Origin of the sequence: Pseudoalteromonas phenolica (assembly GCF_005886345.1) — a bacterium.
In the GTDB taxonomy this organism is placed as follows: domain Bacteria; phylum Pseudomonadota; class Gammaproteobacteria; order Enterobacterales; family Alteromonadaceae; genus Pseudoalteromonas; species Pseudoalteromonas phenolica_A.
Genome location: NZ_PNEC01000045.1, coordinates 11850 through 34921, shown reverse-complemented (window position 1 = coordinate 34921; position 23072 = coordinate 11850). Strand labels below are relative to the sequence as shown.

General features: G+C 43.2%; 17 protein-coding genes. 5 read left to right on the top strand and 12 right to left on the bottom strand.

Features of this window, described 5'->3' with window-relative positions; genetic code table 11:
- Positions 1 to 94: 94 nt before the first annotated feature.
- From CWB72_RS15370 to CWB72_RS15340, 7 genes are read right to left on the bottom strand one after another with little or no spacing between them, the layout of a single operon-like run.
- The gene (locus CWB72_RS15370; RefSeq protein ID WP_138633142.1) at positions 95 to 1573 is read right to left on the bottom strand and encodes a cytochrome P450; all 1479 of its coding nucleotides are present in this window, start codon (positions 1571 to 1573) and stop codon (positions 95 to 97) included.
- 3 nt (positions 1574 to 1576) lie between these two features.
- Entirely contained in the window at positions 1577 to 2206 is a 630-nt protein-coding gene (locus CWB72_RS15365; protein WP_130254565.1) for a chorismate--pyruvate lyase family protein, read from the bottom strand.
- A gap of 23 nt (positions 2207 to 2229) precedes the next feature.
- Entirely contained in the window at positions 2230 to 3777 is a 1548-nt protein-coding gene (locus CWB72_RS15360; protein WP_138633139.1) for an NAD(P)-binding domain-containing protein, read from the bottom strand.
- A gap of 46 nt (positions 3778 to 3823) precedes the next feature.
- The gene (locus tag CWB72_RS15355) at positions 3824 to 5371 is read right to left on the bottom strand and encodes an amino acid adenylation domain-containing protein (RefSeq protein WP_138633135.1); all 1548 of its coding nucleotides are present in this window, start codon (positions 5369 to 5371) and stop codon (positions 3824 to 3826) included.
- Entirely contained in the window at positions 5368 to 6510 is a 1143-nt protein-coding gene (locus CWB72_RS15350; protein ID WP_138633132.1) for an acyl-CoA dehydrogenase family protein, read from the bottom strand. Before CWB72_RS15350 ends, CWB72_RS15355 begins: the two co-directional genes overlap by 4 nt.
- A 9-nt stretch (positions 6511 to 6519) precedes the next feature.
- Positions 6520 to 7740, bottom strand: a complete 1221-nt coding sequence (locus tag CWB72_RS15345) for an NAD(P)/FAD-dependent oxidoreductase (protein WP_138633129.1) — start codon at positions 7738 to 7740, stop codon at positions 6520 to 6522.
- Positions 7740 to 8813 (bottom strand): alpha/beta fold hydrolase, encoded by a 1074-nt coding sequence (locus CWB72_RS15340; RefSeq protein WP_138566808.1) that lies wholly within the window; start codon positions 8811 to 8813, stop codon positions 7740 to 7742. The genes CWB72_RS15345 and CWB72_RS15340 overlap by 1 nt, the downstream gene beginning before the upstream one ends.
- Before the next feature lie 232 nt (positions 8814 to 9045).
- On the opposite strand from CWB72_RS15340, the gene CWB72_RS15335 reads away from it, so the two are divergent.
- From CWB72_RS15335 to CWB72_RS15325, 3 genes are read left to right on the top strand one after another with little or no spacing between them, the layout of a single operon-like run.
- Positions 9046 to 9636: a carboxymuconolactone decarboxylase family protein gene (locus CWB72_RS15335; protein WP_058028748.1), complete on the top strand. Its 591-nt coding sequence runs from the start codon at positions 9046 to 9048 to the stop codon at positions 9634 to 9636.
- A gap of 8 nt (positions 9637 to 9644) precedes the next feature.
- Positions 9645 to 9965 (top strand): 2Fe-2S iron-sulfur cluster-binding protein, encoded by a 321-nt coding sequence (locus tag CWB72_RS15330; protein ID WP_130254559.1) that lies wholly within the window; start codon positions 9645 to 9647, stop codon positions 9963 to 9965.
- Positions 9966 to 10010: 45 nt separating this feature from the next.
- Positions 10011 to 11270 carry an NAD(P)/FAD-dependent oxidoreductase gene (locus tag CWB72_RS15325; protein ID WP_138633126.1) on the top strand — a complete coding sequence of 420 codons (1260 nt, stop codon included), beginning with the start codon at positions 10011 to 10013 and terminating at the stop codon, positions 11268 to 11270.
- A gap of 133 nt (positions 11271 to 11403) precedes the next feature.
- On the opposite strand, the gene CWB72_RS15320 is transcribed toward CWB72_RS15325, so the two are convergent.
- The 4 genes from CWB72_RS15320 to CWB72_RS15305 form a co-directional block, all read right to left on the bottom strand.
- Positions 11404 to 14619, bottom strand: a complete 3216-nt coding sequence (locus CWB72_RS15320) for an efflux RND transporter permease subunit (RefSeq protein ID WP_138633123.1) — start codon at positions 14617 to 14619, stop codon at positions 11404 to 11406.
- Positions 14620 to 14621: 2 nt separating this feature from the next.
- On the bottom strand, positions 14622 to 15971 hold the full coding sequence (locus CWB72_RS15315) for an efflux RND transporter periplasmic adaptor subunit (RefSeq protein WP_138633119.1): 1350 nt from the start codon (positions 15969 to 15971) through the stop codon (positions 14622 to 14624).
- Positions 15955 to 16599 (bottom strand): TetR/AcrR family transcriptional regulator, encoded by a 645-nt coding sequence (locus tag CWB72_RS15310; protein ID WP_138633116.1) that lies wholly within the window; start codon positions 16597 to 16599, stop codon positions 15955 to 15957. Before CWB72_RS15310 ends, CWB72_RS15315 begins: the two co-directional genes overlap by 17 nt.
- A 141-nt stretch (positions 16600 to 16740) precedes the next feature.
- Positions 16741 to 17628: a sulfite exporter TauE/SafE family protein gene (locus CWB72_RS15305; protein WP_138633113.1), complete on the bottom strand. Its 888-nt coding sequence runs from the start codon at positions 17626 to 17628 to the stop codon at positions 16741 to 16743.
- Positions 17629 to 18031: 403 nt separating this feature from the next.
- On the opposite strand from CWB72_RS15305, the gene CWB72_RS15300 reads away from it, so the two are divergent.
- Positions 18032 to 18703, top strand: coding sequence for a helix-turn-helix domain-containing protein (locus CWB72_RS15300; RefSeq protein ID WP_171037328.1), 672 nt, complete (start codon positions 18032 to 18034; stop codon positions 18701 to 18703).
- Positions 18704 to 18897: 194 nt separating this feature from the next.
- Here CWB72_RS15300 and CWB72_RS15295 read toward each other — a convergent pair whose 3' ends face one another.
- Positions 18898 to 20085: an NAD(P)/FAD-dependent oxidoreductase gene (locus tag CWB72_RS15295; RefSeq protein WP_138633110.1), complete on the bottom strand. Its 1188-nt coding sequence runs from the start codon at positions 20083 to 20085 to the stop codon at positions 18898 to 18900.
- A gap of 326 nt (positions 20086 to 20411) precedes the next feature.
- Between CWB72_RS15295 and CWB72_RS15290 the strand changes: the two genes are divergently transcribed.
- Positions 20412 to 22544, top strand: a complete 2133-nt coding sequence (locus tag CWB72_RS15290; protein ID WP_138633107.1) for a S8 family peptidase — start codon at positions 20412 to 20414, stop codon at positions 22542 to 22544.
- The last annotated feature ends 528 nt before the right edge of the window (positions 22545 to 23072 follow it).

Genomic DNA, 23072 nt, shown 5'->3' with positions numbered 1-23072 from the left:
AAAATGTTAAATATAAAATAAAAACTTAATTCATATAAAAAAGGCCGCGCACTTTATCAAGTGCGCGGCCTTTATGTATGCGTATGAAAATGAATTAGACGTTGCGCGATTTAGACACGATTTCGACTTCTTCAGGCACTAAGAACACCCCTGAAATCGCTTTAAGATTAGCTTGCTTCCCTTCAGGCAGACTAAATTCAAACTTATGCGCTAACTGAGCAAACAAGGTATGAATGATGTATTTACCAAAATGTTCACCCAAGCAGCGGCGCTGTCCTAAACCAAATGGGAAAGCCTTACCCAATTGCTTTTTGCTCAACTCGCCATCTTCATCTAAAAAGCGTTCAGGCATAAATTCATGCGGGTTTTCCCACAGCGTTTCATCTCGTGTAATACTGTAATTATTAATCACCAATGGCGTGCCTTCGGCAAGAAAGTAACCGTCTAATAGCGTGTCTTTGCTGGTTGCATAGTTGGCCGCAGGCATAGATGTAATTGAACAATGGCGCAATACCTCACTGATAAACGCCTGTGTATAAGGCAGATCCGCTTTGTGCTTATTCAATGGCACCGCGTTTTTACCCACCACTTCATCGAGTTCTTTTTGTACACGCTGCTGCTGTTTTGGAAAAGCAGCCAAGTACAACAACGCCCAGCGCATCGCAAATGCTCCAACACCGCCACCAGCTCCCGCGACTTGAGTCAGTGAACCGATGACAATTTCTTTTTCATCAATGTTTAAAGCAGCTTTCGTTTGCGCATCGACACTGTCATTTGCAGCAAACAAATAATCACATAAATCACGATACTCGCCCGGTTTATAATCGGCTTTACGACGGTCAACATTGAATGACACGTATTGATCAAGAGCGTTCAAGTTACCGCTAAACTTTTCAATCGCATCACCATACTGAGCGTAATATTTCTCTTGCAGCTCAGTAGGCATCAACTCGTAACGCGTGCTGTTAATAAAGCCATTTGGTAACCAACTTAAGCTTTTCTCGTCAAACAGGCCTTTTTCAAACTCACCAAAGCGATCATCAAACATGACCTTATGTAAAAAACTAGCAAGCTTAATTGACACTTCACGATTCGGGTCAAATGGCTTGCCCTCATCGGCTTGCCATACCGCTGCGATATCCTCAATTTCAGTGGTCATCCATTGCTCAATGTTATCCCAGCGCGTGGCAAAATATTCACGCATGGCATGGGCAAATACTTTACGGTGCACCTGCCAAGGCTCGCCAGCTTCTAACTCTAAAAAGTGCTTTTGTGGTGCCACTTGCAGAATTTTATAGTCGGCTCGTACATTAAACACATCATTCTGTGTGACCAATGCTTCTTTGATGTATTGATAGCCGTTTAATACCACCAAATTGCCCTTGGCTGTTTCAACCGAGTAGATATCTCCGTACTTCTTTGATAGAGACTCGATAATTAGGTGGTATTCCTCACCCCAAAAAAACAGCTGCCCGTCTTCGCTGTTAAATGGGATGTGAGGAATACTCGGAGTCAGTTTGTTAATGTCTAAATTGATTTGTGGTTGCGCCACGACGCTGTCTGTATTTTTCATTGCTCAAATTCCGCTGACTAAAGTTGGTGTTGCAGTGGTCGCTGCACTCGCTGTGAATTGCTCTGATTGCAGATACCAAACGAAAGGAAACTTTTCGGTGATCCGGAAGATCTTTTTACCCTGAGAGAACACCAAGTAGGTGCGATACAACACCAAATCATGGCTTGAAATCGCAAAGTGAGGTGCTAGCTCATTGGCATATTCAAATCCCCATGACAGCAAGGTTTTATAGGTTTCAACCTGAAACTTTTCCCAAGCTTTGCCAATGGGGATCTGAGAATGAGTCAGGGCGCGAGAAAAATTCACGTTCATGTTTCCGTGATAAACCAAGGAGTCGGCATACAGGTATGGCAAGCCTGAGGTCTCGCCTTGCAATAAAATAACCCGCCTTTGGCAATGTGTTTCAGCTTGTTGTTCGCTCGACGTTGTGGCGATCGTGTCACTATCAACATCGGCTTCAAACAGTTTATTCACCACCAACTTTTCATCGACAATACTTTCGATTAATTGGGTTACTGTGCCATCGGTGCCTAAGATGATTTTTTGCAAATGGCTTAAACGACTTAAATTAAAGCGGTGTGGTTGCAACGCATCATTTAGATTGCACAAGCACTCATCGGTTAGTCGGATCATAACGTTTTCCCGTCCCTGAGCAGCTATTTACTAAGCTCACGTAAGCCATCAAGGCGTAAACGTGAGAGTAGTTTTTGGGTGATCAAAGCCAACTCAAAATGAATGATGCGTGGCCAAGAACTGATATTTGGAAAGCCTAATAAGAACGAGCGCGCTGTATGAGTCATTTTATTTGGGCCATCTAAACGGTATTGCGCTGCAAACTGCGGGTTATGCAATAGCTTTACGCGCAACAGTGGATCTTTAAACAAGCTAGGGATCTCAGGCATGCAGCCAACCAGCTTTGCCATAGAATCCATGTAATGGCAGTAGTTCACCAAAGAGGCCACATGTGGGGTGATCTTATACTCCGTCTGCCAGTGCTCGGTATCGTATTTAATGATGTCGACCATTTCTGATAGCGGCGGTAATAACTTCTCGCCACTGGCCAGCTGTGATAAGTAACGACATTGCATTTCAGCAATAACCGGAATGCCCCCTTGTTGCGGACGAACAAAACCGATAAACGACAGTGAGTCACCCATTTCAGGAATAAACATTTGTTTGTACAAGTCACGCATATTGCTGATGCTGACATCTAAAAATGGGAAGCTCAGTTGATAGCCTGTGCAAAATACTACGGCATCAATTTCTTCACGCGTGCCATCTTGAAACACCACGGCGTTTTTTTCAAAACGCATAATGCCACCAATGTTAGGGACTACTTTGCCATCGGCGATTGGCCTGAATAGTCGCTCATTTTTAGTGACGGCTTGATGGTGAGAAGGGCCTGATTTTTTCAGCCACTCACCTCTGATCCGCACATGATCGTTACGGCTATTCACATACTTATTGAAAATGCCTTTCGTGATCCCACCATGATAACGATGTGGTAATTTATTCACGATGCGTGATGTTAACCAGCTGGTATCTATGGTGAAGTAAGGATCTTCTTGGAACGCCATATAGCGTGGTGCCACCGCAGGGTAACGGCGCAGCGATAAGATACATTTGCTCGCAACTTCTGAAATCTCAGAAGTAATGTCGGCACTACTTTCACCCAAACCTACACATAACACACGTTTACCGGCATATTTGTGCTTATCGCGGTAATCATTCGAGTGCTCAATTTCGCCCTCGAACATGTCTAAACCAGCAAGCTCAGGCAGTTTTGGCTTTTGGAAATGACCCGAGCAAACGGCAACCATGTCAAAGGTGTCAGTTTGTTCAGCCATGCCATGTTTTGTGGTGACCTGCCATTTTCCTGCTTGCTTTTCTACCTTTCGTACTTCGTGATCGTAATGAATGTATTGACCTAATTCGAAGCGGGCAAGATATTCGCCTAAGTAGTTAACGTATTCTTTTTTAGACCAGAACTTCAGCTTTTGCTGACTCGGCACATAATCTGAATACGCCATAAAGTAATTAGAAATGGTTAGGTGCAAATCTTCATAGATTTTTTTATCGGCAAATACACCACCAAAGCTTTCTGCTTTTTCAAAACAGACAACCTCATGGCCCCCGTCTGTAAGCTGTTTGATGGCGGCAATGCCTGATAAACCAGCACCGATGACTGCGATTTTTTTTCTCATTTTTCATTCCTTGTTTAACTAGGAGGTGCCTGCGGATGCAAGCGTGTTACGCCTCGCTCATCGTGTTCTGTACGTTGTTTTCAGATCCCGATTGAGCAGACAACCCAGATAAGCATTGACGCGATAATTTTCCGTTGCGATTACGAGGCAGTGCATCGTGCACTATCACCTGCTCTGGCAACATGTATTTAGGTAAACGTTTGGCACAGTGAATTTTTAGGGTTAATAAAGACGGCGCATCCCCCTCTACGGCAATATGCGCATGGAGTGTTTTTTGGCTGCTGAGCTCAACTAAACACTCTTTTACTGCTGGATGCTGGTAAATAGCGCGTTCAACTTCACCAAGATGAACCCGATAACCATTCACTTTCACCATATGATCTTGACGACCGACATACATCAACTCTCCCAACTCATTGAAATAGCCGATATCACCTGTGTTATAAGCTTCTGATTGCAGATCTGCGCGTCCCCAATAACCGCTGAAAACAGTCGGGCCAATTACAGTAACAAACCCTTGCTCGCCCACAGGCAGTGCTTTACCTTGTTCATCACAAATGGATAGCAAAGCATTGCTGGCTGGGTAACCTATAGGCAGCTTGTCTGGTACTACCCGAGGAACTTTGTAGTAACTACATACATTGGTTTCAGTCGGGCCATAAAAGTTGTAAAGCTCGGCATCGGGAAACGCTTCACGAAGGTGTTTAAGCGGTTTAATCGCAAAAGCTTCACCAGCAAAAATAATGGCTCTAAGCTGCTGGCAACGCTCAGCAAAGTCAGCCTCAGCTTCTAGCATCATCACCAGTGCAGTAGGCACTGAATACCAAACACTGATCTGCTTTTGGGCCACAAATGACACTAATTTTTGTGCCACATAGCTGTCGATTTCAGATACCAAATGAACACTTGCGCCTGATAATAAAGCCACATAAATATCAAGCACCGATAAATCAAAATGCCAAGGGGCATGATTGGCAAAACGATCTTGCACTGTTGCATTGAGTTTAGTCGCCGACCATTCAATAAAGGCAAGGGCATTTTCATGACTGATTTTGACGCCTTTTGGCACGCCAGTTGAGCCAGAGGTGTAAAGCATATACGCCAAGTCTGTACTTTTACCCTGTTTTGGTAAGTTGAGCTGGCTTGGTTGCTGAGCAGTAATATGTTGCCACGTGTGCACATGCAATACTGAGCTTATTAGCGCATCTTCGTCTAATACCACAAAGTCGCATAAAGCATTATCACCGCGCTGATATTGACTAAACTTAGCTTTATTGGTGATCAATACCTTCATGTCGCAGTCTTGACGAATAATATCCACACGCACTTTCGGATTCATTGGATCGATTGGTACATAAACGGCATTGAGTTTACTCACCGCCAACATGCCAGCCAGTGCTCGACATGACTTATCACACCAAAGCCCCACTCTATCACCCGCTTTAACGCCAATTTTTTGCAGCAGCACAGCAATTTGAGTCGCCCTGAGTTGTAATTCACCATAACTATACGACTCTGTGCTATCGCTCACTGCCAGAGCTTGTTCACCTGCACGCACTAAGCCTTGAGTTAATACTTGATTGAGCAATTTCATAGTAGGCCCAACCTATTGCAAATGAGTTCTCGTTGAATATCAGATGTGCCTGAGAACAACACCGACCCTAGGGCATCACGAATGCTGCTATCTATGCCGCTTTCTTGTAAATAACCGGCCGCGCCATGAATACGAATGGCGTCAATACCCGATTGCACAAACGCTTCGCTGATGGCTAACTTACTTGATGCCACTGCTTTGGTGTTATCAACGTCTTGCGACTTTTGCCAAGCCGCGAAATACAGTAGTAAGCGCGCACTTTGCAAACGTACTTCCATATCGGCAATACGATGTGACACTGCCTGAAATTTACTGATGGTTTTATCGCCCTGCTTGCGGGTATTGGCAAACTCAATGCAGCGCTCTAAATCGTTCTGCATCACACCAATAAATAAAGCAAATAAACAACAACGCTCCCAATCCATAGAAGCGGCAAAAATACGCGCGCCTTGCCCTTCACTGCCTAGTACATAGTCCTTATGCACTTTTACCTCATCAAAAAACACTTGGTTGAGCTGCGCCGAATCAAGCCCTAACTTTTTGTAGCTTTTTCCTACTTCAATGCCAGGTAAATCAGCAGGCACAACAAAGGCCGTTTGACCTAAGTAGCCAAACTTAGGGTTGGTGGTCGCATAGAGAACAAAGTAGTCGGCCACACTGCCATTAGTCACATAAGACTTAGCGCCATTGATGACGTAGTAATCACCCTCTCTGGTTGCCTTGGTGGTTAATTTGCCAATATCTGAGCCTGCTTCAGCTTCAGAAATGGCATTTGCCGCAATCTTCTCACCACTGGTAAGCGCCGGTAATAACTCATGTTTTAGTGTTTCACTGCCATGTTCATAAATCGGCATAACGCAAGCAAAGGTGTGTGCAGCACCGGCAAATAAAATGCCGGTATCTGCACAACCTTGACCAAGACCCTCTAAAATTTTAACTGTGGTTAAAATGTCAAAACCACTGCCACAAGGTGAGTAGCGGCTATCTACGGGTAAACCGTAGTAGCCAAACTCACCCAGTGATTGCCAAGCTTCCATTGGAAACTCACCTGCAGAGATCTTCGAAAAGTCGAGATCTCGTGCAAAGCTCAAGGCGTGCTCATGTAATGCGAGCTGATCCTCATTCCACGCAAAGTTCATGATCTATCCTCAACCAGCCATTTGTTTGCGGTCGTATTCTTCAATGGCATTTCTAAAGATGGTCGGGGCTTTCCATCCTTCACAATCAAAGCAACAGCCACCTAATAGACGGATGACTTCATCGCGTAAATCAGGGTTTTGCATTTGATAGCCAAAGAAAATTGGGTAGATCCAGAAGTAACGAATAAGATCTGCAGCAATTTGCTGACCGCCATTACTCCAATCGCGATATTCGTAGAAAGGCGTTTTCCAATCGTTACCATCGATGGCACTTTTAATTGCATCGGCAGCTTTAATACCCTCTTTCATGGCGAATGACACGCCATAAGAGAAAATTGGATCTAAGAATCGATGTGCGTCACCGATACACAACCAACCATCACCGACAAACGGCTCAATACGGTAAGAGAAGTCTGCCATAGATTGCGATTCCCCTACGCGCTCTGCGTTTTTGAAACGGCGTCTGATCTCCGGACTGATATGCTCCATACCCCATTCGATGGCATCGTCTGGGTTTTTACACTCTTTGTAGTACAAGTCTTTCGGGATCACTATTCCTAGACTGTCTGTGTCTGGCGAGATTGGAATGATCCACGACCAGTGATACTGCTTTGAATATAAAATGGTGGTATTCGTTGAGAAAGGCGGTAAATCGCGCTCAACATTTTTATAATGTGCAAAAGAAGCGATCTGCTGTGAAAAGAACTCGATTTCACGTTTTCCTGCAATGCCCTTGCGCGATAAAAAGGTATTTTGACCACTGGCATCTACCAGTACCTTTGAGCGTACTTGATGCTCAACGCCATCGGCTTTATAAATCGCACCAACCACTTTTTCTTCATGCTTGATCACGTCTTTAACTAAGCCTTGCTGATATTCAACGCCATGCTCTAGGGCTCTTCGCTTTAGCATGTTATCAAAATCGCTACGACGTACCTGCCAAGTTGGCGCTAAGATAGGAATAAAGAACTCATTTTTTGATAGTGAACCAATCACGTTCACACCGGGTTTGTCTGGGAAGCCTGCTGCATTCATTTCATCCGCCAAACCGAGATCACGTATGATCTGCCCCGCATTACCAGTTAGTGATTCGCCAATGTGAAAGCGCGGAAACTCGTCTTTTTCAATACATAAAACCGATAAGCCTTTTTTGCGACACTCTATACCGCATAAGCTGCCTGCTGGGCCACTGCCAATAATAACAACGTCGTAACTTTTAAACTGATCCATTACATTGCTTCCCTATTTAAGAAATCTTCCACTACCCAAACAAATTCTTCTGGGCGTTCAGAAGCCGAGAAGTGACCACAGCGAGAAAGGCGAGTAACACTGGCGTTATCAAGTAGCTCAGCGGCTTTTTCACTCCATTCTGGTGGAATAATTTGGTCGTGGTTACCTGCCACAAATAAAGTAGGTACCATCACCCCATCAAAGGTTTTCGCGATAGATTGACGCGCATAGTCATCTAAGAAGCTGTGATAGGCAGGGCGAGACAGAACATCATCAAGTAATGACTCTAAGGCTGGTGTCATCTTTGGTGGGTGGTAATAAGCGGCTGCCAAGAATTGCTCTGGGTTCGACGACATTTTCTTTAAATCGCCCCACCAGTTTTCGACGTCTTCAACTAAACCAAAGCCACTACAAACCAGGGCTTTTACTTTCTCAGGGAAACGACGTGCAATCTCAGTTGCGATCATGCTGCCTGCTGAGTTCGCCACCAGCACCCACTCTTGCTCTTCAAGCGTTGCAAGGTATTGCAATGTAAACTCAACATGATCAACATAAGATGGCGCTTCATTGGCACTTTGGCTCAACCCAAAACCCGCTAAATCAAGCGCCACAGCATTGTGACGACCTTGTACTGAACGCAGCGTTGAAGACCAAGATGTTGAAGGGTTGCCAAGTGCAGGGAGTAAAATCCATAAAGGGCCATCGCCTTTGACTCGCAATACGTGCTGCTTAAAGCCTTCACCCGCATCCACCAACTCACTCTGAATGCCATAGCTTTCTTGTAATTTCACCAGGCGCTCTAGCTCAGATACCGATTGCTCAGCCTGCATCTCATCTTTTGCGCTTAAGGTGTTAATAAGCGCTGCAAGTGTTTCTATATTCTCAAAATGCACCGGGGTAATATCGTGCTCAGGGATCTTCGCACCGTAGCGCTGATCTACATGCGCCAATAATCTCACCATCGATAGTGAATTTAAAATACCTAGCTCTAAAAGCGGTGTGTGCTGATCTAAATCAGGTGCCGCACCTTCAAGTAATTCGTTGTTTATAAAGTCGATTAGTTCTTCAATCATGCTAGTTTCCTGTCTAGTCTTTGCAAATCCTTCAGCCACGACTTATTTGCTTTGAATAGTAAGCGATGCCGCGAATGTTCGGGTTCAGTTTGAATCTATTAAAAACCTTACAGGGAATGTTGTTATAGCCATATAGCCCCTGTGGACTATGGCCTTGGTCCGTTGGGACTATAGGAATGTTCTACGCTTAGCTATACCTTGATGGTTCGCTATCACAGTTAGGAAGACTGCAATGCAGCAAACTAAAAACCACTTAGTCAGCCCGGTTAGTCGCGCTGATATTCCTGAGTTAGAGCCCATTTTGCAGGGCATTGAGAACAATCTAGGGTTTATTCCAAACGGCATTTTGACCATGGCTAAAAACCCTATGCTAGCTAAAGCATTTGGGCAGTTGTTTGGATGCTTAAGCCAATTTGAACACATCAGCACAGAACTAAAATGGGCGATTGCCACCATTAGTTCTAATGCTGCGGGGTGCCAATATTGTCAGGGGCATTTCTCGCATATTGCTAGTCGCGTGAATGTGAATCGTGCCAAGGTGTTGGCCGCATTTGAATTTGAAACCAGCATTTTATATGACGATGCTGAACGCGCAGCACTTCGCTTTGCATTTGCTGCAAGCACCTCGCCTGCTCATCTAGAAAAACACCATTATGACAACTTAGGTAAGCACTTTAGTGAAGCGGCAGTGATTGAGATCTCTGCAGTTATCGCCATTTGTGGCTTTTTAAACCGCTGGAATACCACAATGGACAGTCAACTAGAAGCCGATCCGGCGGCTATCTTGGCTGAAATTAATCAACTTAGTCGTTTTTCTGTGTAGGAGTCGTTATGCCTGATATTACTTTTATTGATTTTAGCGGCAATGAAACCACCATAGATGTGCCAGCAGGGACTTCTTTAATGCAAGCCGCGATGGAAAACATGATCGACGGCATTGAAGCTGAGTGTGGTGGTTCAGGTAGTTGCGCAACTTGTCATTGTTATTTAACTGACGACTGGCAAGGTAAAGTAAACGAACCAAATAGTAGTGAAGCAGATATGCTAGAAATGGTCTCAGAGCCGACGGAGTTAAGTCGTCTAAGTTGCCAGGTTTTAGTGTCTGATGAACACCATGGCTTGCAAGTAAGATTACCAGAATCTCAATACTAGCCCTGGATAATCTGAGCTTTAGCCACAAAATTAAGGGATAACATCATGGCAAGATGCATCATCATTGGCGGCGGACATGCTGGCGCGCAAGCGTGTATTAGCTTAAGGAAAGAAGGCTGGACTGACGAAATTGTTTTGATCAGTGATGAACACAGCTTGCCCTATCATCGCCCACCGCTTTCTAAAAATTATTTATTGGGTCAGGTAGATGAAAAAGGCTTATTAATAAGACCTGAGCAAGCCTACCAAAAAGATAACATCACCCTAAAATTACGCACTCGAGTGGCAAGAATAGAGCCCGCTTTACAAAGTGTGGTACTGCAAAATGGTGAGCGCCTAAGCTATGACCATTTGCTACTGTGCACGGGCAGTCGGGCGCGTAAAATCACTTGTTCAGGCAGTGAATTAAATAATGTTTTTTATATAAAAACCCTGAAAGATATTGAACAGTTAGCCACACGGCTTAGCACAGATAAACAACGTATTTTGATGGTTGGAGGCGGCTACATTGGTTTAGAAACCGCTGCTGTACTCAATAAAATGGGCCATCAAATAACACTACTAGAGCAAGCGCCGAGATTGCTTGCTCGCGTTACCGCCCCGTTTATTTCTGAGTTTTATCAGCAGCTTCACCAACAACAGGGCGTAGATATACATACCAACACACAAGTTTTAGCATTCACCGGTGAGCAAACCGTGACTGGGGTGCGTTGTAAAACACTTACCCAATTAGACGCTCCTGAGCAGTATTTTAATGCCGATTTAGTCATTGTTGGTATTGGCGCCGAAATTAACACTGAGCTTGCTGAACAAGCTGGATTACTGGTGGAGCAAAATGGCATTGTGGTCAATGAACTATGCCAAACCACAGATAAAAATATTTATGCTGCAGGCGATTGCACCATAGGTATTGAGCATCACAGTGGTATCGCAACACGTATTGAATCTGTGCCAAATGCGTTAGCACAAGCAAAAACTGCTGCTGCGACTATATGTGGTAAACATCAGGCGGTGACGTCGTCAGTGCCTTGGTTTTGGTCTGATCAATACGACTGTAAAATTCAGATCGCAGGCTTAAATCATGGCTATGACAACACTGTATTACGTCAACATTCATCAAACAGTTTTTCATTGTGGTATTTAAAGCAAGGCCGAATCATCGCAGCAGATTGCATTAACACGGCTAAAGATTTTATGGCCGCAAAAAAGATCATAGATAAAAAAATCTCTCTGCCTATCGACATGATAGGCAATACCGATATTGATTTGATAAAACAACTATCAGGTCGCTCCCAAGCTATTTAGTCTTAAATCCATTCATTTCAACCATCCAACGCTAATTAAGCCTAGTGTTTGAGCCCGACAGGGCTCTTTTTTTCTCAGCTAAAAAAGCCACAGCGGTTTGCCTCGCTGTGGCCTTTAAATTTTGTTACTCGGTTTAAATTGATTTTACAACTACGTTAACTTTTACATTACCATCTAACCCGTGCTCCTTAACCGCATTGCTCGAGTCTATACCATGATGACTGTGATAAGGCTTTGCTACCCCAAAGTCTTCTAAAATGCTATACAAACAAGGTAACACCAGCAGTACCAAACAAGTGGAGGCTAAAATACCAAACACAATGCTGGTCGCCAGCGGAATTAAGATCTGCGCCTGCAAACTAGTTTCGAACAATAATGGCGTCATACCCGCTATTGTGGTCACTGATGTTAACACCACCGCACGAAAACGGTCGTGACTTGCTTGAGCGGCAGCATCATGTACTGACAAACCCTCTTTGACACGACGCTTCACAAATTGCACTAACAAAATTGAATCATTAACAACAATACCTGCCAACGAAATAAAGCCCATTAGCGAGGGCATCGAGAAGTTAATTCCCATAATAAAGTGACCTAAAATAACGCCTATCATGGCAAACGGAATAGACACCATGACAATTAAAGGCTCAATATAACTTTGGAATTGCAAAGCCAACAGCAAGAAAATACCTATCATGCCGAGTAACATAGCGCGGCGCATAGACGACTGGGTGATCCCCGCATTTTTGACTTCACCTTCAATACTGTAAGCCATATCGGGAAAGCGTGAATTGAGCTCAGACAGCCAGCGTTTTTCGACATCTTTGACCACCGCAGAGGCGGTATTAAGCTCACTGTCGATATCAGCGAATACAGAAACCGTCGGCATATTATTCACGCGGTTGATCACCGCAAGCCCTCTGGTTTGCTCGATATTAACTAGCGCAGCTAAGGGAATGGCAACTTGGCTTTTTGGATGAATAATCAGAAAGTTATCAAAATCTCTGTATTCGTCCATGCTTTGCGCTGCCAGTTTTACTGTCACTTCGTAATTTTCGAGCCCAACATGAATGTCAGATAATTTGCTGCCTTGAAATGCTGGCCTAAGTTGCTGCGCTATGTCCGCAGAGGTAATGCCCGTAACTAATGCATCCGGTTTAAGCGTCAAGGTAAACTCAGGTTTGCCCGGCCTCAAATCGTCGGTAATATTTTGCACTCCAGGATAACCCTTTAACCAGTTTTTTAGCTCATAGGCTGCCCGACTCAACTGTTCTATGTCGTCAGACTGCAAACGAATATCGACCGCTCTGCCCTGAGGTCCCAATTTTGGTTCTTTAAACGATAAACTCAGCGCCTCTGGCACATCACCTAATTCTTTGCGCCATAGATCCGAAAAGGCCTGTAAGTGAGTATTGCGCTGCTCTGCACTGAGTAAATCCACTGAAATATAAGCCAAGTTGGCCCCTTGATCTTGGTAGTCTGGGTTTTGCCCATACACCACCGTGCTGGCAATCACCAACTCGCCGTCTTCTTGCTCGCTGAGTTTTGCATTGGTGCGCGCCAAAGCTTGCTCAATCTTTCGCATGGTTTGCTGGGTTTTAACCAACGGCGTGCCATTTGGCATTAACAAACGCGCTTGTAATACATCACCATCAATATCAGGGAACGCGGTAAATTTCAGCACGCCAGAAATCAACATACTCAGAGACAATAAAAAGGTGGCGATCACCGTACCGAACACCAAGTAGCGATAGCGGATCAACACATGGTTCAAATGCAATATCTGCTGATTCCAATGGGTAAACTTAGTTTCAAAACGAGCCCGAATAGCACCAACACGTTGTGCCCATTTTCCGTCTTTGCTTTTACTTTGTAGGGCGTGACTTAAGTGGTTCGGCAAAATGAAGAAGGCTTCAATCAAAGAAACGGTGATAACAGAAATAAGCACAATGGGGATCACTTTTAAGATCTGCCCTAAATTGCCCTCAATAAAGATCAAACCAACAAAAATACATAACGTAGTGACAAACGAAGAACACACCCCTGGCAAGACGACTTTAGTGCCTTGAAGCACAGCATCTTGCACTTTTAAGCCTTTTTCAATGTGCGATCCAATAGACTCGGCGATCACGATGGCATCATCCATTAAGATCCCAAGCGCCAATAACAGCGCCACCATAGAGAGCATATTGATTGAGATCCCTAAGTGCATCATTAGAAAGAAACTCGCTAAAAATGACACAGGTAGACCCATCACCACCCAAAACGCATATTTAAAAGAGAAAAACAGCCACATTACAAAAAATACCAACAACAAACCTTGCCACGCATTGGTGAGCAACAGGTTGATCCTGTCTTTAACTAAACTGGTGTTGTCGTTGGTCAAGGTTAAATGCACCCCACTAGGCAAACTGGTTTGTAACTTTGCCAGCACCGCTTCGGTGGCATGTAACACTCGCAAGCTATCTTCATTGGTGTTCTTTTTAATGGTGATTATGGCCGCTGGCACACCGTTAAAAAAGATCTGCTTTTCATCGCGTTCAAACGTATCGCTCACTTGCCCTAAATCAGCGATGCGCACATGATTACCTTGTGTGCCTGTGCTCACTACTACATCTGCCAACTGCTCCGCAGAGCGACGTTCGTCTTTAATACGAATTTGCGTGTCGGCTTCTGAAGTTTCGAGCACACCGAGCGGCAGTTCGATATTCTGCGCAGTTAAACGCTGACTCAAGGTTTGCAAGCTCATGCCGTATTGTTGCAGCGCGTCTTGCGATGCTGTCACACGCAGTTGATGTTTCGAAAAGTCGTTGATTTCAACAATCGGAATGTCTGGATGGCGCAGTAAAGTCACTTTAACTTGCTCAGCTAAGGCTTTTAACTCAACGCGCGATAAACCGTTGTCTGCTCCATTTTGTGCCGCATGAGTGGTGACTGCGACACTCACCACATCTTGTGTACGTCCTCGTTCATTGATGGTCCATTGCTCAACCTGAACAGGAAAATCATCTATGGTATCGATGGCATTTCTAACGTCAGTACTGAACTGTTCAAAGTCACCTTGTTCAAACATTTTGACCGTCATCTGGCCAACATTTTGTCTTGCCACACAATGTTTTTCTTCTAAAAAGCTGATCCCATCTAAGGCACTCTCTAGACTTAAACAGATCTTTTGTTCGACGTTTTCTGCACTGGCTCCGGGGTAAGGCACCACGATATCGAGCTGGTACTGGTTGATTTTAGGTAAAGTTTCACGGTGTATTTGCGGTAAGCTGACTAAGCCAATCACGATAAACAGCAACATCAAGATATTGGCTGCTGTGGGGTGTGCAGCAAAAAAGCGGATCATTATTACAGCTCCTTCACTGATGTCACCGCCAATACGGCATTTTCTGGCACTAACTGTAATTTACTGCCTGCGATCACAGGAAACAGATCTGTGGTGATCAGTTTCGCACCTACTAACTTTTCATCTTGAAATAAGAAATAATTTTGCTGCTTCAGCGCACTACGCGTATCAAGTTTTTGTAATGTGTTTTGTGCATCGGCTAAAAGCGCATAGCGACCTTTTACTACCGCCCTCGGCACCGCAATGAAGTTTTGCTCTGTGGCTAATAATGTTACTTTTACGCGCATACCTGCCAATAGGGGCGGCTTGTTTGCCAGCTCGATATTTTTATAACTATCGTCAATGGTGACAACCACCCCAACAGTTTGGCTTTGTGGGTCTATTTCATCACTCATACGAGCAATTTTAGCCTGCCAGCGCATACCTTCATGACCCAATAACTCTACCTGAGCTTGCAAACCTTGTTCGTCAAAATAGGCGGCCATACCTTGGGCAGATACCGTTGTAATATTAGGTGGACGTTGAAAGAATCCCGTAAATTGATGAAAGCTGTTAAAGGTGAATTGGGCATTTATTTGTACTTGCGCCACATCGCTGGCACTGAATAATGGCATGCCCATGGTGACCCATTGCGATTGCTCAATATTAACTTTATGAATACGTCCCGTAAATGGCAGACGAACTTGTGTACGTTCAATCGCAAGCTCTGCTTGTTTCACATCGGCTTGGGCTTTATTGACTCCCGCCTGTAGAGCTTTGATCTCTAACGGCAACAAGCTTTTGGTATTTTCGTTACGTTGCAAGTCTTGCTGTTGCAATAACACTTGTTGCTGGGCTCTATCTAGCTCATTTTGAGATATGCTTTTTTGCTTAAGTAAACGCGCTAAGCGCTCGTATTCGCTTTGCGCTATTTTGAGCTTATTGTGGCTAAGTTTAATGTCGAGCGCATTATTCAATTGTGCGGTCTTCTTGGCTGCAAGTTCGACCTCTGCTGCAGCTAAGTTGGCATTGGCTTTTGCCAGTTGGAGTTGGTAATCACTGTCATCTATAGTTAGTAATAAAGAGCCTTGCTCAAATAACTCGCCTTTTTTTAGCGCTGGATGCACATAGGTAATTTTACCCGACACTTCGGCAATACTATTAAATTTAATATTTGGCTCTACGCGTCCAAAGCCCACTATTTCTGGCTTTATTGCTCGCTGATTGAGCAACTGATAATGCGCTAATTGACCGTCATCAGTCGCAGGCTGATGCTGCATTGACGCATTTAATTTAACTATGATGACAACTAATAGAACGCCAATCGCCACTGCGATAGGCAAGTTCCTTCTTGCACTAAAATTCCACCTCATGAGTTTGTTGCTCCTTTAAGCCAAAAATAAACTGTAGATATAATTCCTTTACACGCTGTTCGCTTTGTATATCGGCGTCTTCAATTTGCCAAGCTTGCTGGCGTAGTGTTTTAAAAATGTAAGGTGACACCAATTGTGTCATCAGTGAAAAAGCCGCTAGCTTGGCTGTTTTATGATCATCAATGCCAACTTCTTGTTTGATTAACTCAGGTAAAAATTGTGACACTCGCTCTGGAAACGCACTCATAAAAGCCTGCGCTAATGGCGTGGTTTTATTTAGAATTTCTTCCGCTAATAAATGCACAAATCCGGGGTTCGTTTGCAGGATTTGATTGAACTGACGCATAAAGTGATAAACAGGCCGAGCTTGTGCATGCAAATCATCAAAATGAGAAAATTGCTCGTCTGCCAAGGCTTGGATCAACTCTACGAATAGGCCTTCTTTGCTATCGAAGTAATATTTGATCATCGCTGAGTTTACTTTTGCTTCGGCAGCTATCTCTCGAATGGTGATCTGGCTATACGACTTCATGTTGAGTAAATGCTGTGCGGCAATAACCAGCTTAGCCTTTTGTTCCGCTTTTTTGTTTTCGCAAACAGGTCTTCCTCGAGTAACTTTTGTTGTCATTTTATTCTCTTTATATTTAATTAACCAACTGGTTAATTAAATATAAAGTTCATTATTTAGTCAACTGAAGTTTATTTTGTATTTATAGAATAGATACTTATGCTAACTCTCTTGATTGCGAGTGCCAGTTGATGATTGCTTTTACTGCTGCCATAGTTCATAACCTGTAAAGAATACCTCTAGGCTGATTAACAACAGTAAAAAACTCACTAGTTGGCCAACTTTCACTTTTGAACAAACATAAGCCCCGAGTGGTGCGCCAACAACAACAATAGGAATTGCGGCCAATAAATATTGTTCTATTTCAGGCGTAATTGCATTGAGATGCCAAGCATTAATGGCGCTGCCCACCAATGAAGTAAATGCCATCACTACTACAGAGGTTGCGGTCGCTTTTTTGATGTCGGCTTGGTAGGCAATGATAAGCAAAGCAAATAATGCGATATCCGAACCAGACCCCACTAAACCGCTAGCAATACCGCCAACAAACCCAACTAATAAAAAGCGTCCTAAGCTAGGCTTTATATGCTCAGCACTGGGTTGATGATGCGCTTTTCGCCACCAGCGCAGCACCATGGTAATAGCAAAACACAAGAGTAGAAAACTGAAAATCGATTTAACCAATAATCTCGGCACGAATGGGGCTACATACAACAAACTGATTGCCACGCCTAAAGCCGACATAGGCAATGCCATAAAAACGATGTTGGTATAAATAGGAATACGACGACAAAAAATAGTGATTGCTGCCGCAGTCATACCAAAGCTCTGTATCGCCAGAGAAAACACTTTAGCTGTAGCAGGCTCTATGGCTAAAACCTTGGTCATCACAGGAAATGCGACCGCTCCCCCACCTAAAGCTGTTCCACCGGCCACAAAAGAGCCTAATGCCATCGTTAATGCGATCTCAAATTCATGAACTATTTGCAACAATGAATTCGAGAGGCCTTGTAACCAAATCAATGAAGCATAAATCAGCACAGTAAAATAAAATGGCCATGACGATGGTCGTCGTAATCTTTCAATCATATTACACCTTGATCCCTTTCAATCACCTGTTAAGTCTAACCATATATGTTGACAGATCGTATAGTCTGATAGGACCATCTATCACTGATGTTGCAAAATCAGAGATCTTGAATCACCTGTCATTACCTCACTCAACTGTGTTATTAGATTACATAAAAATTACTAATATCCGTCTATACGGTCTTACTTTGCTCGTTTCCCACCCAGTTTTATGACAATTACTCAAAATCAATAATTTATTCTTTTTCATTCACAATTTCTTCACTTTTAATTGCTATCAATTCCGCATTCATGCTTTAATTAATCACGCGATTAATTAAATTTGAATTTAGTAACTGCACCGCCTGCAGAATTAATATGAATAAATTCATTACCTTGACATCGTATTTTAAGGAGAATGCACATGTTTTTAGGTTGTACTGAAGAGCTATCAAGTATTTTAAAGGCCATAGAGCTGTTAAAAACATCTATTAAGGACCGTTCTTTTGATCTCACTACTTTTGAAGAGGTTATGTTTTTTGCTGAAAAGGAAGCGCTATACATCGCACTAATTGACAAATCTGACTTGTCTGTAAAAGCTGATTATGCCGTCGCATTTTCACCAGATCTGCAACAACAACTGCTCAAAAGCATCAGTTGCAATAAACTAAATAATATTAACTTACTAAAAAGCTATACAAAAGCGAGAAACCCGTTATCTGATATCGCGACATATGATTTAGATAACCAAGACTCTGGATTTGTGACTTTGGTGGCCTTTAATAACAAACGCTCAAATGCATCAGCCCCAGCGTCTTATCTAATCGAGCTCATTTTACCTTATCTACATAAAGCACAACTCTTTAGGTATGAGTCTATGAGAGCTTATAAATCACCGATCCACTTACTTACAGGACGTGAGAAAGAAGTGTTAGATTGGATATCATCGGGTAAAACCAACGGTGAGATTGGTATGATCTTAGGTATCAGCCAATATACGGTGAAGAACCATGTTGCGAAAATTTTAGAAAAGTTAAATGCGCCTAATCGTTCTGCAGCAATGGCATTGAATAATGAGTTAAATATATTAGTTTAAGCTTCCCTTGTGAGTGTGGCATTAAATCAATAAGTTGTTGGCTAAAGCACAACCTACAGGTGATGGTTTTGTTATCTGTAGGTCGTCATTTATGGCGGCAAGGTAACTTTTGCGCAAGGTGAAATGAGTAATTTTATCAGCTACTATTGAATACCCAATCTGTAGTTTTGTAGGCCGTTATTTATGCCGAAAAACTAACAAGCCTGCCCACATGCCCAGCCGCAACTCCACGCATACTGAAAGTTATAGCCCCCTAGCCAACCAGTCACATCGGTTACTTCACCAATAAAATACAAACCTTTTTGCTTTTTCGATTCAAATGTCTTTGAGCTTAACTCATCGGTATCAACACCGCCTAGGGTTACCTCAGCTGTTCTGTAGCCTTCTGTGCCATTGGGTTTGATCTGCCACTGGTGAATGTATTTTGCAATTTCATCAATTTCTGTGTGTGTTAATTGATTCAACGCTTTGTCAGGAATCGCGTGTTCGTTGATCAACACTTCAACAAAGCGCTTTGGCAAAATGTTAGACAAGGCATTCTTTAAAGACTTATTGCCTTGCTCTTTGCGCCATTGGTGAATAGCTTCATCTAATTGGAGATCAGGCAATAAGTTAATCGTCACCGCTTGCCCAGCTCGCCAAAACGATGATATTTGCAAAATGGCCGGCCCTGATAAACCGCGGTGAGTGAATAAAATATTTTCTCTAAATTTAGTGCCGCATTCACTCGAGACTAAACATGAAATGCTCACACCTGATAAACCATCAAAACGCGTTTTATCATGTTCATGTAAGGTAAAGGGCACCAGTGCAGCCATAGTCGGCAACACTTTTAAATTAAATTGCTCTGCGATTTTATAGCCAATTGGCGTAGCGCCAAGTTTAGGCATGGTTAATCCACCAGAAGCAATAACTAACGACTTGCAAGAAAAAACTTTATCAGAGGTAGTCACTTGATAACCGCCATTTTCTAACAAGGAAACATCTAGTACTTCATTTCTTAGGTGTAGCTCAACCCCCGCCCAATCACATTCAGTCATTAAAATATCAACGATATCTTGTGCGCTATTGTCGCAAAATAGCTGACCAAGCGTTTTATGGTGATATGCAAGACCATGACGATCAACCAGCTCAATAAAATCATGTTGGGTATAACGACTTAAACACGATTTCACAAAATGAGGATTGTCGCATAAATAATTAGATGGACTTGCCCCTTCATTAGTAAAGTTGCAACGTCCTCCTCCACTGATGAGTATTTTACGACCTGGTTTTTTACCCATATCAATGACTGCGACGCGTCTGCCACGATAGCCTACTTGTGCGGCACACATTAAACCCGCAGCACCTGCACCAATAATCACCACATCGTATTGCAACATATTTTTCTCTGTATTAGCGAAATGAGGGAGGATTATACCCTGATGGTCGCTCTTTTGTGCAAACAAGCATAAATTTAACTAAGTATTACCCCCTCATTTACAAGCGTTTACATTCAAAAAGCACCATGAAAATAATCATAAAAATTTAAAAAAACTATAATAATCAATACCATTAAAACACCAGAAGACGTTTAGCCATCCCGTTATAACTATTTCAAATAGTTAAATAACCTTTTCAATACTTTTACTTTGTTAACTTTTATTTTACCTTTCTTTCTCGCCGCAGTTTGGCGAATAAAAACAACAAGTGACTATTGGGAAAAATTATGACAAATAAAAAAACATTCAAATTAGGTGCACTTAGCCTAGCAATGGCATCTGCTATGGTAGCCGGTTCAGCAGCTGCTCTTCCTTCTCTAGAGCAATTCAATGCGCCTTCGCAAAGCCAAACAGCGGTAAAACTTAAACATCAATCTAACTTTGGTACACAATTCATCATCAAGTACAAAGACAGCTCACAACAACAAATGCTAATGTCTGCTGATCTTGGCGAAATGTCTCCAGCAATGATGAACCAACGTGCAAAATCTTTTGTTAAAAACTTCAAAAGCAAAAAAGCAAATGTAACGCCTCAGTACGTTAGAGCAATGGCACTAAGCAATCACCACGTTATGCGTGTTAATAAGAAGCTTTCTGCTCTTGAAGCCAATGCTCTAATGCAAGAAATTGCAGCGTCAGGTAACGTTGAATACATCGAAATTGACCAAATGTTACAACCTACAGCAACTCCAAGCGATCCGCGTTACTCTGATCAGTGGCACTACTTTGAAAATGCGGCTGGTATCAACGCGCCTGCAGCATGGGATAACGCAACAGGTGCTGGCGTAACTGTAGCTGTTCTTGATACTGGTTACCGTCCTCACGCTGATCTAAATGCTAACCTACTACCTGGTTACGACATGATCTCTAATCTTTCTGTGGCAAACGATGGTGGCGGCCGTGATTCAGATGCACGTGACCCAGGCGATGCGGTTTCGGCAAATGAATGTGGTTACACACACAGTGCGCGCAGCTCAAGCTGGCACGGTACTCACGTTGCAGGTACAGTAGCGGCAGTAGCAAACAACGGCGAAGGTGTTGTTGGTGTTGCTTATGACTCTAAAGTTGTGCCTGTACGTGTACTTGGTAAGTGTGGTGGTTTAACTTCTGATATCGCTGACGGTATTATTTGGGCTGCAGGTGGCTCTGTTTCTGGCGTTCCAGCTAACCCGAACCCAGCTGATGTTATCAATATGAGTTTAGGTGGTAGTGGTTCTTGTAGTTCAACCACACAAAACGCAATCAACCAAGCCCGTGCAAACGGTGCTGTTGTGGTAATCGCTGCAGGTAACGATAACGATAACTCTGCAAACTATAACCCTGGTAACTGTTCTGGCGTAGTTAACGTTGCATCTGTTGGTCGTAACGGCGGTCGTGCTTACTACTCAAACTACGGCTCTAACATTGATGTTGCAGCTCCTGGCGGCGCACAAAGCTTCGCAAATGACCCAGAAGGTGTTCTTTCTACCTACAATTCAGGTTCTAGCACGCCAAGCTCAGATAGCTACTCTTACTCTCAGGGTACATCTATGGCGGCACCTCACGTTGCTGGTGTAGCGGCACTTATCAAGCAAGCTAAACCTTCTGCAACGCCAGACGAAGTTGAGTCTATCTTAAAGAGCACAACTAAGAGCTTTGCTGCTACATGTAACAACTGTGGTACGGGTATTGTTGATGCGGCAGCTGCCGTAGCTGAAGCTTCAGGTGGTACAACGCCTCCACCAGTAGGTGATAACGTACTTGCAGATGGTGTAGCTAAAACAGGCCTAAGCGGCGCTCGAAATGCACAAGATTTCTTCACTATGGAAATTCCTGCAAATACAAGCAAAGTTACCTTCACTATGAGTGGTGGTACTGGTGATGCTGATATGTATGTGAAAGCGGGTAGCAAGCCAACTACATCATCATACGAGTGTCGTCCTTATAAAACAGGTAACAACGAAGTATGTTCAATTGATAACCCAGCTGCAGGTACTTACCATGTAATGCTTAATGGTTACTCTGCGTACTCAGGTGTTAGCTTAAAAGGTGATTTAACAGCTGGTTCTGTTGGTCCTCAGCCAGGTGGTATTACTGAAACAAACCTATCTGCAAGCCGCAGCAACTGGGTTCGTAAAACAGTTGATATTCCAGCAGGTATGACAAGCTTCACTGTTACTATTTCAGGTGGCTCTGGTGATGCTGACCTGTACGTAAGACAAGGTAGCCAGCCTACAACGTCTTCTTACGATTGTCGCCCTTATAAAAACGGTAATGCTGAAACTTGTACTTTCACAAACCCACAAGCAGGTACTTGGCATATCGGTCTTAGAGCTTACAGCACGTTCTCAGGTGTAACACTAGACGCGCAATATAAATAAGCTCTCCCCACTTATTAGGTCTCTTATATCAAAGCCGAGCTAAGCTCGGCTTTTTTACATTTTAATACTGATTTTTTTGCATGTTTAAGAAGCTGCTTCATATTTCAGATCACCCTTTTATAAGTCGCTCTTTTGATATGATCTGCATTTTGTCCTTACAATAAAAGGCACCCCATAATAAGTTAATACCGTATTTGCCCTCAACAGGGTGCTCTTGATTGATGCAACAAGTCACTTCTTAATTTCATATTTGTAGCGTGAATCATGGCGCTCGAGAAAAATGAAACAGTTTATCCCTGTCATCTTAATCTGTTTATTTCTTATAATAGGAATAATGTGACAATGGTTAAGTTTTAAATCTAGAGTCACGCTCTCAAGCAAATAAATAGAATGCGAGTAAAGTACATAAAAGCACGTTTTAAACTTGACAGTGAGCGCTAGTCACACATTAAGACACTCATGACTGAAAGATGTTTAGATACAAAAAAAGCCTGCTAAGCAGGCTTTGGAGATGTTGTTTGATATTCT